This window comes from Streptomyces sp. YS-3, assembly GCF_045257485.1.
GTDB lineage: Bacteria > Actinomycetota > Actinomycetes > Streptomycetales > Streptomycetaceae > Streptomyces.
The window spans coordinates 1-13074 of sequence record NZ_JBJHPC010000005.1; the positions used below are offsets into that span (position 1 = coordinate 1).

Genomic DNA, 13074 nt, shown 5'->3' on the forward strand with positions numbered 1-13074 from the left:
GGATCACCCACCGCCCAATCCCAGGGGGGTGACAACCAGCTGCACACGCCTGTCCGGTGGCGCGTGGTCCCGGCGCCAGTGCTCGGTCACCAGCGTGAGGTCCGCCGACGAGGTCACCGGATCGTCTGCGCACAGCAACGCATCGACCGGTTCGCACAGTTCGCGCCCACGCGCGGCCAGGCAGTCGAACGAGTCACCCCGGAAGCGTGACGCTCCACCGACAGGGCGAAGGCCGCCCCGACATCAGGCACATGCCCATCCTGGCGAAGCAGTGCGAGGCTCCGTTCGAGGTGTCAGGCGCGCCGCTCAGTCGGGCAGCGCGACGGTGAGGTCCACCTCGACCAGCTGCCCGGTGAAGCCCAACTGCGCAACCCCCAGGAGGGTACTGGCGGACGTGAAGGCCGGGCCGAGGGCGGAATCGGTCAGCCGGCTCCAGGCGATGCCCAGGTCCTCCCTGTCATCGCTCCGCACATAGATCACCGACCGCACCACGTGCTCCGGCTGGGCATTCACCGCCGCGAGGGCAGCGAGTGCACTCACGACGACCTGATCGGCTTGCACGGCGACGGAGCCCGCGCCGACGAGAGAGCCGCCCCGGTCGAGGGGACACTGCCCTGCCAGATAAGCCGTTCGGCCAACCTCCGCCACGGTGATGTGATGGTAGCCGGGCGTCTCATGCAACTGCTCGGGGTTGATACGACTGATCCTCGCTGTCATGCCGCGAGTCTGACTACTCTGCCCCCCACACGCAACGAAATTTCCCCTACCTCGCGACTGTCCGACACGGCGCGAGGTTGCCTGACGCTATCCTTCTCGCCCCAGTTCAACCCGCACCCGCCTGAACGCCTTCAGCTGCCCATGGCGCAGGCGCTGCACGCGCTGCTCCGCACCGGTGTCGGCCGCGGACGGCCACCGATCGACGCGTTCATGAGCGCGGCCTGGTCCAGGAGGGGTGACTTCAACGCGGAGCGACGACGGCGTGAGCATGCCGATGCCGGATTCCTCCGTACGGCCCGCGCACCGCACCGCCCTGCAGGGCAGGCAGGCAGACTGCGAACGCCCCGCCTGGGGCTGCTTCCCGTAGGCGCGGACCAACACCTCCGTTGACCTGGGTGTACATGCCTCAGACCGAGGGCACCACCCCCCAGCGGTGTCGTCGGCGGTTGTTAGCCTTTCCGACATGGTCGACATGGGGGAAGAGGTACGGGTCCAGCCGGAGAATCGGGCCGCCACGATCAGCTTTGGCGCAGCCCTGATGGCGGCCATCGTGGCGAGCGGCAGCATGTGGGCGACAGCGGCGAGTGTCTACATGCCGGCGACGTTCGGCTGGTTCGTGCTCGTAGAGCTGTCCGCGTGGACAGCGATCATCTCGGGCCATGTGGCCCGCCGGCGGGCCAAGCGCCAAGGACTGCCCGGCCGCTGGTGGGCGCTCGCCTCAATCGTGACGGGGTGGGTGTGCTCGCTGTACGCGGGTCTGGTGATGCTGGTGGCCGTCGGGGTGTTCGCGGGATTCGCTCTGCTCTTCGGAGCCCTGCACTGAACCTCCGCGAGGGGGGCAAGAAGGAGATGGCTGTGTTCGGCAGGAAGAAGGAGGACCCGCCCGTCGCCCCCGTGCGGTGGGACACCGAGAGCGCCTTCGTGGTCGGCGAGGTGGTGCGCCCGGCCGCGTTCCGGCAGAAGGCGCTGATCGGACGGCGCGCGGTGCGCATGTCGGTGACTCGCGATGGGGTGCGGTATTTCGCTGCCGCCGCGTTCGTCGAGCAGCAGGACCTGCAGACCCGGGCCTACGAGCTGCACGACGCCACACAGCCGCAAGAACTGCTGTGCACCATCGTGCCCATGAGCGGCGGCAGCGAGCGGTATCAGGTACGGGACCAGACGGGGCAGGAGCTGGGTCTGGTGTTCCGTACCGTGGCGGCCAAACGCACCGTGCAGCACGGCTGGTGGCTGCGCCAGCCGGGGCATCCCGACGTCGTGGCCCGCTACCACTGGGCCAGGGGCAGCGCCAAGGAGATCGCGGCGCGCGGCAAGGACGCCGCCGTGCGGGGCGCGGGCAGCCTGGTCTCCGGCGTCGCCGAATCCGTGCTCTACGGAGAGATGGCGGCCGACAGCCGCAGCTACGTACGCCCGACCAAGCCCGTCACCTGGTGCGCCGACGACGAGGTCGTGCTGACCGCCGGCCACACCCAGGGCATCAAGTCCTACATACCGCAAGCGAGTTGGCTGGACCGGCGCCTGGCCTTCGCCATGGCTGTCCTGCGGCAGAACTGACGGCATCACCACATCGCGGCCCCCATGACTGAACCCAATGACTCAACGCAATGACTGATGAGGACTCCCCCGTGTACGAGGCGCACTTCACCCGCACACCCTTCCAGCTGCTCGCCGGCAAAGGGTGGCAGAAACTGGTTGCCTTCCGTGTCGACGCGGAGGGGGTGCTCCTGGGTGGAGCTCCCGCGCGGTACGACCACCAACTCGCCTTCGTGCCCTGGGCCGACATCACCACCATAGTGCTGTGGCAGCAGCGCACGGCCGGGCCCCACATCAATCACATCGGAGTACAGCGGCGAGACGGGGCGCCCCACCTGCCCGGCATGAACAGCCACCTCAGCCGGGAACAAACCGGGCGACTGGCTCCGCACATCGACCATGAGTTGTTCCTGGCCAGTCGTCCCATCAACTTCTGGCGACTCGACCCCGAACGTCTCCAGACCGCGGTCGACACGTATGCGCCGCATGCTCCGGTCCTGGTGTATTCACAGCCGCACCTTTCGTAGACGCGTCGTCGCCGTCCCTCATCAGCCCGTACGCACGCATATCGCGCCACCTTCCCGTCTCTCACGGGGTCATCAGCACAGTGCTGATGAGTACGAGTACTCATGCACCCTGATGCACGCACTCCCTACGTTGAGTCCATGCGGAAGACGGTGAGGTGCGCAGACGAGCGGCAGACGCGGGCGGGAGCGTTCCTCAGATGGAGGCCGGCCCGACCCGGCCGGTCTTCGGTAGCAGGAGTCGGCAGGCTGGCGTGCACTGTGACAGCGCTGATGATGGTGACCGGCTGCGGCGGGCTGCCCTCGGACGCGGGCTCGGGCGGCGACGGTCGGACCTTGTCCGGCCTGGAACGCCACCTCGCGGTATCGCCGGGCCCCGATCCTCGCCTGGTGGCGGTGGTCAGCCGTGGCAGCATACGCAACCCGCAGTGGCGCAAGGTCGAGGTCGACAAGGACGGCTCCCACCGTCTCTTCACCGATCCCACCCTGAAGCCTTCCCCCGAGCCGAAGATGAGCGCCGCAGCACTGACTCGCTTGCGACGGGCCCTGAACCTGGCGCGCTTCACGGAGCTCCCGGCTCTGGACGCCGCCGCCCCGGACGCCGTCCGACTAGAATTCGAGTACGACGGTCACCTGTACTTCACCTCAACCGACCGCCTGCCAACCAGCCTGGACACTGTTCTGGACGCCCTGCCGGACCCCGCCACCTGAGATGGCCAAAGCCGGCTCGGCTGAGGGGCACCGGCCCTGTTCATCTCAGGGTTGCGTCGAGACGGAGCCAACGGTGGTCGGCGTCGCCCCCAGGACCTCGCGGCGACGATGCGGGCACTGTGGTTGCCGTGCGACAACTCGGGCGCCCTTGTGCTCCATGACCGCCGTGACCAAGGTCTTCGAGGCCGACAACATCGTCCCGGGCAACCCGTGGTGCCCCCGCACGCGGACATCGTGGCCACGCCGGAGCAGTACACGCAGTTCTCCAACAGTCCGCAGGCCCTGGAGGTGCCCAAGTGACCACCGTCGTACGTTCCGTACGTGCCGCTGCGTTGGCGGGATGCGTGCTGGTGCTGGGGGCAGGTTGCGCGGGAGTGTCCGGCGCCGACGTTTCCGACCCGACCACGGCGACGCCCCCGCCATCCTCGCGCACTGCCGCCCCCGCGGCCGACAAGGGCCCCCAGGGCGAAGGTTCCGACACCGTCAAGGGCCTGCACGTCCTGCGCGGCGGCTCAGAGGTACTGCCCGACGGGGCCGGCCCGGTGCTGTACAAGGAGGGCGGCTCGGACGGTACGCACCGTACGGCGACCCTGACCAACGGCACCGGCACGGGCACCGCGCAGGCGGGCACCCGGACCTGGCCGGTGCGGCCCGGCCAGTCCCTCACGGTGAACGGCAAGACCTTCACCGTCTCCCAGATCTGCACCTACCGGGTCGTGCTCACACCGAAGGACCAGACCACGGTGTCCCAGTCGCCGGTGCCCAGTGCTCTGGACCCGAAGTTGCCGGCCCTGACGGACGGCCGACTACGCCTGCGCTGGCACGTCCCGGACACCGAGAGGCACGGCGCGATCAGCGCGGTCCTCCAGAATGTCGTCGCCGACCCCGCCCGCGCCCACATCTCGGTCACGAGCCGCGTCGGCGGGGGCGCCGTCTATGACGACGCGCGCATCGGCGACGCCCTCGAATTCGAGGGTAGGCTCTGGCAGTTGACCGCGATCGACACGGGCGACGGAGCCCCGTCGCTCGCGCACCGCGGGTCATGTCGACCTCCAGCTGATCGGGCCGTCCGGCTGAACCGTGCCGGGGCCGCACGTACACCCCTGGGACCGTCGGCCGAGGAGGGGCCCCCGGTGCGGGTTCCGGGCGGCCCGCCGCCCGACTTAGGCGGACGCGTGTAAAGGCCTACCAGGCGAAAGTCACCGGGGACGGCCCAGGGCCGGGGAAGATCTCGTCGAGGGCGGCCGACTGGATGGCCAAACATTTGGGGCAGGCCCGGCTGGAGGTGAGCAGAGGGCTCACTCGCGGTGGGCGATCCGCGCGTGAACGAGTTCCACCGCCGCATCCAGCCCGGAAGAGTCCAGCACCGTCCGCCGGTACCGGGCCAGTTGCACCGCCTTTAGAGGCCGCAGCGCCCGTCAGGCCTACTGGGTCGACATCTGGCGCGATGCGGCGAGGGGCGGCAGCCGTGCGGGCAGCCAACGACAGCAGCGAGACCGCGCCGACCGTCGTCGTGGCGGGCAGGCCGCACACGAAACCCCGACCCCGCATGGATGCGCACGCACATCGCGCGCCCTGAATGACCGGTGCGTGCTCTCGGCGTGCCGGGTGGAAGTGCGTGCCAGGCGTCGCCAGGCAGACGGGAACGTGAAGACAGGCCGTAGGGTCAGCGGTATGACGCTACCCCTTGCCACCAGTGCTTTCGACTCCCTTCGCCGTGACGCCGTTGCCGACCAGGAGGCGCTGCGCCAGGCCTACGTGCTGCCCGGCGACGTTGCTGTGCGCAAGCAGACGGCCGAACTGACCGGCCAGGCCAAGTCGTTGATCGCCTGCTCGTCGCTGGTCCTGGTAGCCAGTGCAGATGCCGAGGGCAACTGTGACGTATCCCCGCGTGGCGGTCCTGCCGGATTCGTCGCCGTTCTGGACAGCCGGACAGTGGCGATACCGGACGCGACCGGCAACAAGCGTCTGGACACCCTGCAGAATGTCATCGCCACCGGACGGGCCGGTCTACTGTTCGTCGTCCCGGGACGCACCACGACCCTCAGGGTGAACGGCCGGGCCTGCGTCTCCACCCGCCCCGAGCTGCTCTCCCAGCTGACCGCCGTGGGCAAACCGCCGGCCAGTGCACTGGTGGTGGGGATCGAGGAGGTCTACCCGCACTGCCCGAAGTCGCTTATGCGCAGCGGGGCCTGGAAGCCGGAGCAATGGCTGTCGGCGGATGCTCAGCCGACCTCGGCCGAGGTGACGCTGGCCCAGCTGCGGATGCCGGGGCTGACGATCGCCGATGTCGAGCAGGCCGAGGCGGATTCATTGACGTATCGGTACGAGTGACACGCTGACCGCGATTGCTGCCGAGCTTGCATGCAGTGACCCAGGTCCATCGAGTCCAAGTCATCGAAACCCAGTAGCCAAGTGCCCGCGGCTCCTCCGCCGCCGGGTACCTCGGAGCGCTGGGCCGCGCCCGCGCGACGGCGCGTTGCGCGAGCGGGCCGCCGCGACGCTGCGGGCGCGGATCGCAGGGGACGCGGAGGGTTACCGCGCGGCCCCGGGAAGAGCATGACGTGCCGCGCCTGTTCATCATCGAGGCCGAGTACGCCACTGCCACGACACGGGCCGAGCTGGCCTGGGTGGAGCGCACCGCCGAGGAGATCGAACAGGGAGCGCTGACGTGGCCGGAAGGGGTGCGGTCGTGAGCGACCGTATGTCGAGGAACGAGGTAAGTCGGTGTCCTGATGGTCGGAGCCAGGCGCGCCGCGCTGACGCTCGGCGGGGGCTCGGGGGCCCCGGAGTGCGCGCCCTGGTTCTGGAGCGGAAGCCCACACCGCCGGGATTCTGCCGCGGGTTCAACCCCAATGCCCGGAGCATGGAGCTGCTCGACCGCCGTGGTCTCGCTGCCGGATTCCTCGCCGAGGGGCCGACCCTCCCGACAAAGATGTTCGTCGGCCCCTCCCGTCTCGACCTCACCACCATGCGCACCAAACACCGCTATGCCCTCGGCATCCCCCAAACCCACGTGAAGGAGCCCACGGAGTGGGCCCTGAGATCGGGCGCGCGCCTCGTCCTCAGCCGGTGCCTCACCCGGCTGCGGCAGGAAGATGACGGTGTGACAGCCGAAGTCGACGGTAGGGATGGGGCGCCGACCGTGTGCTGCCGATGGCTGGCCGGCTGTGACGGGGGCCGCAGCACGGTGCGCAAGGCGGCCGGGATCAGCTTCCCCCCAGGACACCGGCACGCGCGGCTCTCGATGCTCTCCCGGACTGCCTCTGTCTGCGACGACGTGGACCGGATCGCCGCCCGCCTCGCACATCCGGGCCAGAGCAGTGGACAACTATCACGGCACCGGAGGTGTACGTGCTGCTGAAGGCCCGCACGTGTCAACAATCCCTTGCGCTCAATACAGCTAGGGCGCGGCGGGCGGTGCCGCGGCGGGACGGTTCCACTCCCGGGCGACCCAGGCGTCCACGCGTGACCACTGGTCGGTCAGCCAGGACTCGCGGGCCTGCCGTCCGGCTGGTATCGCGCGGGCGGGCACACTCCACCAGGTGGCGCGGACCGCCGTGGGTAGGGGGATCGACTGCCACAGGCGGGCCGGCGAGTCGATGCGGTCGAGTCCGGTGTGCGCGACGAAGGCGACTGCCGCTTCGGCATCGCCCGCCCCGGACAGTGCCGCCAGCGATCCCTCCATCCTGGGCGGCAGGACGTGCTTCTGGTGGCGAGCGCGAGCCGCTCGCCGGAGCTGGCCGGTGCGGTTGAGCCAGCCGATGGCCCGCCGCCTGCGTCGCTCTGTGAAGTTGCCGCCTTCAGGGAACATCACCAGCGCCTCCCCCGGGCGCAGTGCGGATGCCAACAAGCCGATCGCCGCCGAGGTCCCGGCTTCGGCCCGTTGTGGGACGAAGCAGTGCGGCAGGCGGCTGAGCACGATGTCCAGACACGGGTCCCAGCGGAGGAACTGTTTGAGGACGACCTGGGGGCGCAGGCCCGCGCGGCAGAGGAGGCCGTGTACCAGCAGGATCGAATCTCCGGGGCCGGCATGGCGGGCAAAGACCACTATGCCCTCGCGCGACCGGTCCGTACCCGACGGGATCGGCGGGTCGACCTCGACTCGTAGCGAGAAGATCCATCCCGAGCACGTGACCAGGAAGTCCAGCAGCCGTGCAAGCACTTGGTAGTTGAGCGTCACCAGGCGCTCCTCGCGGTCTCGGCCACCGCCCAGGCAGCGCAGCCGCACGCCACCTGCCGCGAGCACCCCACCCAGATCGGCAACGAGGTATACGAGGGCGTAGAGAGCCAGCCGCTGGGGCTGCCAGGCCCGCCCCGACCGTCCGGCGAACAACGACAGCGGCGCCAGCACCAGCGTCACTAGCAGCAGAGCCGCGGCGACGGGAATCAGGACGACGAGTGCGGGCACGCTGACGCATCGCCTGGCCACATCGCGTACGCCGACCGCGCGGCTCATGAAACTTCGTCCCTGCGGGACTTGCCTGCGGCTGCCAGGTAGGCGGCTGACGCCTCGTACGCCGACTCCATCCGGCGTGCGGAGAGGCCGAAGTCGCGGTGGCGGAGCTTCCGGCCGGCGAGGTCCTCCCCCTTGCCGGATGCCGCCCCCGTGGGCAGTAGGTGCACCTCGACTTCCGGAGGCAGGTCGGTCATGTCCCGGGTGAAGCGATGTCGGCGGGCGATCTCGAAAGCCACGGCAGCCACCTCCCAGGGTGCCCGGGGAACTCGCAGTGGCCGCTCGACGCGTCCGACCTGCAGCACGTAGACGGTGCGGGCTCCGGCGGCGACCGCGCGGCCCACGGGGATGCTGTTGATCAGGCCGCCGTCGAAGAAGTGCTCGCCGTCGATTTCGAGCGGCGGCAGGAGTCCCGGGACCGCGCACGAGGCCATGACCGCCGGAATGAGGGGCCCCTGGGTGAACCAGCGCTCGGCAGCACTTTCAATACTCGCCGCGACGCACTGGAAGGGCACCGCGAGATCCTCGATGTGCCGCGCCGGGAGCCGGGTTTCCAGGAGATCGCGCAGCGGTGCGGAGGAGTAGACGTGGGTGCGGTTTCGGGCAGCGAGTCGGAGGCTTTGGAGCACCGAGCCGGAGAACACGCCCGAGCGGCCCAGGCTCCCCCACAGCTCACCCAGCTGGGCCACTGCCTTCGCCGTCGGCTCGGCCGCGATCGCCGCGCCGTTGATCGCGCCCACGGATGTTCCGATCACCAGGTCCGGGCGGATTCCGGTCTCGATCAGGGCCCTCAGCATCCCGACCTCGTAGGCGCCCAGTGCCCCGCCTCCGCCCAGGACGAACGCACAGCGGTAATCGGTGCTCTTTCCTTCGGGCTGCCGTGTCATGGCATCGTCATCCATATTCAGCGCTTGCCCCGCCCCCGCCGTCCCATCCACGCCCCGGCCGGCCACCACGGTGGGCTGTTTCACCCGGCCCGGCGGGCTCGGCGCCGGTCGGGCTGCCGCGGCGCCTGCAGTGTTCGGGTACGACACCGGATTTGTCCACCGGTCCTCATGAGCGGTTCCTCGGCGATGAGCTCTGGCCGCCCCTCATGGCTGCTTGCCGCCCTGTCCGTGCTCGCCCTGATCCGCCTTCCGGTACTGCGCCGGGTCGGCACGGTCTGTTTGTTCCGCCACATCGGTGTCGCAACGTGAGGGTGGTCCGCCAGTACGAACGGCTGGCTCGGCAAGGCCGACGGGCTCCGAATCAGCTTCGACGCTGCGACGGCCAGCTCAGCAATCTCAAGAGCACCAAAGAGCACCCCCTCCGACGGACGCCCTCAGAGGGTCGATGACGGCACGCCCGTCTTCCCCGACGACGTACCGCCACCCCGACCGGATGCTCGCTGAGGCGTGGGGCCGGCTTGCCCTCGGTCTCCGACCTGTTCTGGCTTGGTGATCCGTGCAACAGCCTTGCGCGGGAGATCGGAAGGGGCTCTGGCGGACCTCGAACTACCGTGCTGTGCCAACCTCTTACGAATTGCTCGGCTTGTATCTACATTTGACCCATGGCCATGCGCAGCACGGATCCGTTGGCGGGAGTTGTGTCGGCGAGGGCAGCGGGTTGGCGGCTGGTGTTCGTGCCAAGTCGAGTCCGGGAGCTCAGTTTCACCCTCGGCGCGAGCGTCGCGGTCCCGCTGTGGATCGCGGCCCCCCTCCTGCTGCCGGCTCTGGTGATCGCCGTGATCACGGAGTCCAGGCTGGTCTGGGGCATCCTCTGGGTTGGTCTCGGGCTGACAATCCTGGTTGTGATCGGGCTCGCCCTGGCGTTGATATTCACGGTGTCGAACACCATGGTGCGGTGGATCGAGTTCCGTCCTCAGGGGAACGCGAAGCAACTCGTGATCGCTCACTTCCTGCGTTCGTCGACCGTTGCTGCGGCTGATCTGCAGCGCGTCGTCGTTGTCGAGCGGCTCAGAGCGGGCCAACGAAAGTCACTCAAAGTGGTGTTGCACACGCGTGCAGGAACGGTGGAGTGCGAGCCGGGGTTTCAGGCCCCGATGTCCGAGGTCGGTCTGAAGGCACTGCTCGATTGGTTGACCAGCCAACTCGGATCGGCACAAGTAGCGGTGGAGTGCCGGACGGAGGTTGATCGGAACTTCGTGTGCCCGGACGAGTGGTGGACGGAATCAGACCTGGCTGCCCTCTGGCACGTGCCCGTCGACGCGGTCGACAAGCTGGTTGCCTGCCACGGCATCCGCAGCTACTCGTACACGCCCCGGGGCGCCGCGATGTATTCGCCGGACAAGACGATGACGGTCTATGACCCGGCTTCGGCCCACGAAGTCGCGGAAAAACTCCGCAAGCAACGCACCAGGAGGAGCCGCGGGGCCGACGGTACGAAAGAGGTTCCGCGCCTGTGAGTGGGCGGGCTGGTGGCATTGGTCGCCGCATCATCCCACCAAACTTCAACGGGACGACTGCCTACGGTCCGTCGGCACCGACCTCCCGAGACGCACGATCCCCAAGCGAACGGCGCCGCCCACCGTCCTGCGGCCGGACGGGGGGACGCTGACGAAACCTCACCCGTCCGTTATCGCGTCGGCAGGGCGCACTTCCACGACGTCATAGCGGGCATAGCGGTCGCTGGACCACTGCCGCATCCGTTCTCCCACCGGGCCAGCGACGACCCAAGTGGCGAGGCTGACGCCTCCACCGATCATCATGCCCTGGGGAGAAGGGTCCGCCAGACTGGAAGCCGCCCCGCTGCCTACGCTGATGACAGCATTCACGTACACGGAGCCGCTCGGGCTTTGAGAAACAGCCGGGCTACCGATTTTCTTTCCGATCTCCTGGAGGCTTTCCACATCCCAACTTGTCCACCAGTTGTGCAGCTCCTCGCTAAAGTCTTCGAGAAACCCGGTCCACTGCGCAGCGGTCATTCTTCCGAGCTGTTCCTGGAAGTCATGCGGAAAAATGACGGTCCGGGCCGGATCCCTAAATCTCATTGATGCCTTTCGTCGAACGCCCCGCAGACTCGTGGAGTCCGCGCTGGAGAACATGGCGAGTTCGGCCTGCGCAATCGTGCGGTAGTAGCAACGGTCGAAGGCCATCTTGAGCCGAGTCGCATCACTTCGCTCCGCCGCGTCGGCCTGATTTAGGAGCTCTATCTCTCGATGCGCCAGGCTTCGGCGCCGTGTCCCTGTGCGGGCGTCCAGTGTTGCGGAGGAGGTGATTCGGGAAGCGACGAATCGCCCGCACGGGGTCAGCAGGGGTAACTCTGCGAAGCCCTCCATGACAAAGGACTGCGTGTCATCCCCGTACGGCTGCGCTGGACGAGTGACCAGGCTGCCACGATGCTCTGCTTCGACCCAATAGTGCCATGCGTCACGGATACGTTCGCATTCGGTTACAGAAATTATACCCGTATCTTTTATGAGGCCGAAGAGTCCTTCAACCACTCCATCTCGGGTGCAACGACGTTCCACTTCATCAGGGGAGGCGCTGAGTTCCAGGGCGCCCTGCAGAGCCAGGAGTTGCGGTCGGGAAGCGGCCAGTGAAGAGAACAGAAACGGCCGCGACATCATGTCCCGTAACGAATCTTCCAAGCTGTTGCCGGAGACCGTGACTTCAAAAGGGAGGGTTTGCACCCTCCCAGTGAGGACGCTACTGAGACGCTCAGCATATCGATCGTTGGCAATCAGGTGAAATAGGCATCCATCCAGGAGCTGGGCATGGGTCTGCAAGCGTCGAGGGCTGCGGATTGCATCCCAGCGCAATTGTCCCATAGCCGATACCCCGACATGAGACCTCGCAAGTCGCGTCACGTCATTGCGCGATCCAATAAGCATCTCGCGTTGGCACACAGAATCGTAATAGTGAGACAGGAGCGGTGGAATCATCGCATGCGGTTTCTCTCTTCAGCGCCCACGACGGCATGTGGGACCGAGCTAACGGACTAGCACATGCGCGGCAATCCTGTCCAGGACAGAGACCCTGATTGACCCATATCGGGGACGCTTCCCTGAGAAACAGTGCATTTAAGAGGCGGTTGTTAATCAGTGGGGCGGGTGAGTCCGCCCGGGCAGTATTTACAGAAAGAATAACTCGCACAACCACCCCTCTCGCCGGTGGTGAGCGTACGATATGAGGCACGTTAACGTACTTGACGAAAGGAAGGCCATGAGTGCCATAGAATCCCGCATGGGAGGGAAATCATGTCTTGTCACAGGTGCAGCGAATGGAATTGGACGCGCGACCGTCGAGACCCTCGTTCGCGAAGGTGGAGCTGTAGTGGCCATGGATTGGAACGAGCCGCGACTAATCAATCTCAAGGAAGAGCTGGACCGTCAAGGCCTGAAAGTCGACGTTGTCTCTGGTGATGTCTCGAACGTCAATGACGTCCAGCACGCCATCCGCACTGCCGTAGAACTCCAGGGGCGCCTTGATGTTCTCGTGGCAAATGCAGGAATCATCCCCCTGACCGGAATAGCAGAATCCACTCCCGAGGACTGGGAAAAAGTAATGCTGATAGACGGAAAGGGGATGTTCCTCTGCTGTAAGTTTGCAATCGAAGAAATGCGGAAGAGCGGCGGAGGGGCAATTGTCTGCACGTCGTCAGTCTCCGGCCTAGCGGGGCAGCGGAACCAGGCGGTATACGGGCCAGCAAAGTTCGTGGCTTCAGGCTTGACGAAGCACCTCGCGGTGGAGTGTGCCGGCGACGGGATCAGAGTAAATGCTGTGGCACCCGGAACCATTATGACCGAACGAGTTCAAGAGCTGAGGGACTCCCCCGGCGGGGATGAGTACATCGCCTCAATGGTCAACGCCCACCCCATAGGGAGAATTGGAGAGCCACGCGAAGTGGCTGCGGCAATTGCTTTCCTTGCCTCAGATGAGGCATCCTTCATTACCGGAGTGGTCTTGCCGGTGGATGGCGGATACTTGGCACAATGAGCCGATTCCATTGGGATACGTGCAGGCAAGTAGTTTTTGGGTGGGCCGGCCTGGAGGCCGCGATGCTCCGGTCTCGGGTTAGGGGCCAGGGCGCCCTCAACGATGCAGAGGGTGTCCTTGCGCGGTCGGCGGGCCGGCGAGATGGCCAGCAGGGGTGCGAGGTGATCGAGGCGACCTCGCTTGCCGCGCACGGCGG

General features: G+C 67.1%; 14 protein-coding genes and 1 pseudogene. 10 read left to right on the plus strand and 5 right to left on the minus strand.

All coding sequences use genetic code 11. The annotated features are described in order from the left end of the window. Positions 1-306: 306 nt before the first annotated feature. Positions 307-717 (minus strand): Rid family hydrolase, encoded by a 411-nt coding sequence (locus ACJA3G_RS00985; RefSeq protein ID WP_406550906.1) that lies wholly within the window; start codon positions 715-717, stop codon positions 307-309. 463 nt (positions 718-1180) lie between these two features. Between ACJA3G_RS00985 and ACJA3G_RS00990 the strand changes: the two genes are divergently transcribed. The 8 genes from ACJA3G_RS00990 (at position 1181) to ACJA3G_RS01025 (ending at position 6849) form a co-directional block, all read left to right on the plus strand. Next, positions 1181-1540 (plus strand): DUF4190 domain-containing protein, encoded by a 360-nt coding sequence (locus ACJA3G_RS00990; RefSeq protein ID WP_406550907.1) that lies wholly within the window; start codon positions 1181-1183, stop codon positions 1538-1540. A gap of 32 nt (positions 1541-1572) precedes the next feature. Then, the gene (locus ACJA3G_RS00995) at positions 1573-2271 is read left to right on the plus strand and encodes a hypothetical protein (RefSeq protein WP_406550908.1); all 699 of its coding nucleotides are present in this window, start codon (positions 1573-1575) and stop codon (positions 2269-2271) included. A gap of 50 nt (positions 2272-2321) precedes the next feature. After that, complete coding sequence (locus tag ACJA3G_RS01000) at positions 2322-2777, plus strand: hypothetical protein (RefSeq protein WP_406550909.1); 456 nt, start codon at positions 2322-2324, stop codon at positions 2775-2777. Positions 2778-3035: 258 nt separating this feature from the next. Continuing rightward, positions 3036-3485 (plus strand): hypothetical protein, encoded by a 450-nt coding sequence (locus ACJA3G_RS01005; protein WP_406550910.1) that lies wholly within the window; start codon positions 3036-3038, stop codon positions 3483-3485. A gap of 296 nt (positions 3486-3781) precedes the next feature. Next, the gene (locus ACJA3G_RS01010) at positions 3782-4666 is read left to right on the plus strand and encodes a hypothetical protein (protein ID WP_406550911.1); all 885 of its coding nucleotides are present in this window, start codon (positions 3782-3784) and stop codon (positions 4664-4666) included. A gap of 493 nt (positions 4667-5159) precedes the next feature. Further along, positions 5160-5819, plus strand: coding sequence for an MSMEG_1061 family FMN-dependent PPOX-type flavoprotein (locus tag ACJA3G_RS01015; RefSeq protein ID WP_406550912.1), 660 nt, complete (start codon positions 5160-5162; stop codon positions 5817-5819). Positions 5820-6049: 230 nt separating this feature from the next. Then, positions 6050-6181, plus strand: coding sequence for a hypothetical protein (locus ACJA3G_RS01020; protein WP_406550913.1), 132 nt, complete (start codon positions 6050-6052; stop codon positions 6179-6181). An 8-nt stretch (positions 6182-6189) separates the two neighbouring features. Continuing rightward, on the plus strand, positions 6190-6849 hold the full coding sequence (locus ACJA3G_RS01025; RefSeq protein WP_406550948.1) for an FAD-dependent monooxygenase: 660 nt from the start codon (positions 6190-6192) through the stop codon (positions 6847-6849). Positions 6850-6888: 39 nt separating this feature from the next. Here ACJA3G_RS01025 and ACJA3G_RS01030 read toward each other — a convergent pair whose 3' ends face one another. Continuing rightward, positions 6889-7944, minus strand: a complete 1056-nt coding sequence (locus ACJA3G_RS01030) for a 1-acyl-sn-glycerol-3-phosphate acyltransferase (protein ID WP_406550914.1) — start codon at positions 7942-7944, stop codon at positions 6889-6891. After that, positions 7941-8912 carry a patatin-like phospholipase family protein gene (locus tag ACJA3G_RS01035; RefSeq protein ID WP_406550915.1) on the minus strand — a complete coding sequence of 324 codons (972 nt, stop codon included), beginning with the start codon at positions 8910-8912 and terminating at the stop codon, positions 7941-7943. Before ACJA3G_RS01035 ends, ACJA3G_RS01030 begins: the two co-directional genes overlap by 4 nt. Before the next feature lie 578 nt (positions 8913-9490). Here ACJA3G_RS01035 and ACJA3G_RS01040 point away from each other — a divergent pair. Beyond that, positions 9491-10345, plus strand: coding sequence for a hypothetical protein (locus tag ACJA3G_RS01040; RefSeq protein WP_406550916.1), 855 nt, complete (start codon positions 9491-9493; stop codon positions 10343-10345). Positions 10346-10504: 159 nt separating this feature from the next. On the opposite strand, the gene ACJA3G_RS01045 is transcribed toward ACJA3G_RS01040, so the two are convergent. Then, positions 10505-11572, minus strand: a complete 1068-nt coding sequence (locus ACJA3G_RS01045; protein WP_406550917.1) for a hypothetical protein — start codon at positions 11570-11572, stop codon at positions 10505-10507. Between the two features lie 532 nt (positions 11573-12104). Between ACJA3G_RS01045 and ACJA3G_RS01050 the strand changes: the two genes are divergently transcribed. Beyond that, positions 12105-12878: an SDR family NAD(P)-dependent oxidoreductase gene (locus ACJA3G_RS01050; protein ID WP_406550918.1), complete on the plus strand. Its 774-nt coding sequence runs from the start codon at positions 12105-12107 to the stop codon at positions 12876-12878. A gap of 16 nt (positions 12879-12894) precedes the next feature. Here ACJA3G_RS01050 and ACJA3G_RS01055 read toward each other — a convergent pair. Continuing rightward, positions 12895-13048, minus strand: a pseudogene (locus tag ACJA3G_RS01055) (IS5/IS1182 family transposase); the annotation flags it as partial. Positions 13049-13074 lie beyond the last annotated feature (26 nt).

What these genes read in the sequence shown, in the direction of transcription:
- ACJA3G_RS00985 (WP_406550906.1), bottom strand. Translation starts at nt 717, where the DNA reads ATGACAGCGAGGATCAGTCGTATCAACCCCGAGCAGTTGCATGAGACG.
- ACJA3G_RS00990 (WP_406550907.1), top strand. Translation starts at nt 1,181, where the DNA reads ATGGTCGACATGGGGGAAGAGGTACGGGTCCAGCCGGAGAATCGGGCC.
- ACJA3G_RS01000 (WP_406550909.1), top strand. Translation starts at nt 2,322, where the DNA reads ATGACTGATGAGGACTCCCCCGTGTACGAGGCGCACTTCACCCGCACA.
- ACJA3G_RS01015 (WP_406550912.1), top strand. Translation starts at nt 5,160, where the DNA reads ATGACGCTACCCCTTGCCACCAGTGCTTTCGACTCCCTTCGCCGTGAC.
- ACJA3G_RS01025 (WP_406550948.1), top strand. Translation starts at nt 6,190, where the DNA reads ATGTCGAGGAACGAGGTAAGTCGGTGTCCTGATGGTCGGAGCCAGGCG.
- ACJA3G_RS01030 (WP_406550914.1), bottom strand. Translation starts at nt 7,944, where the DNA reads ATGAGCCGCGCGGTCGGCGTACGCGATGTGGCCAGGCGATGCGTCAGC.
- ACJA3G_RS01040 (WP_406550916.1), top strand. Translation starts at nt 9,491, where the DNA reads ATGGCCATGCGCAGCACGGATCCGTTGGCGGGAGTTGTGTCGGCGAGG.
- ACJA3G_RS01050 (WP_406550918.1), top strand. Translation starts at nt 12,105, where the DNA reads ATGAGTGCCATAGAATCCCGCATGGGAGGGAAATCATGTCTTGTCACA.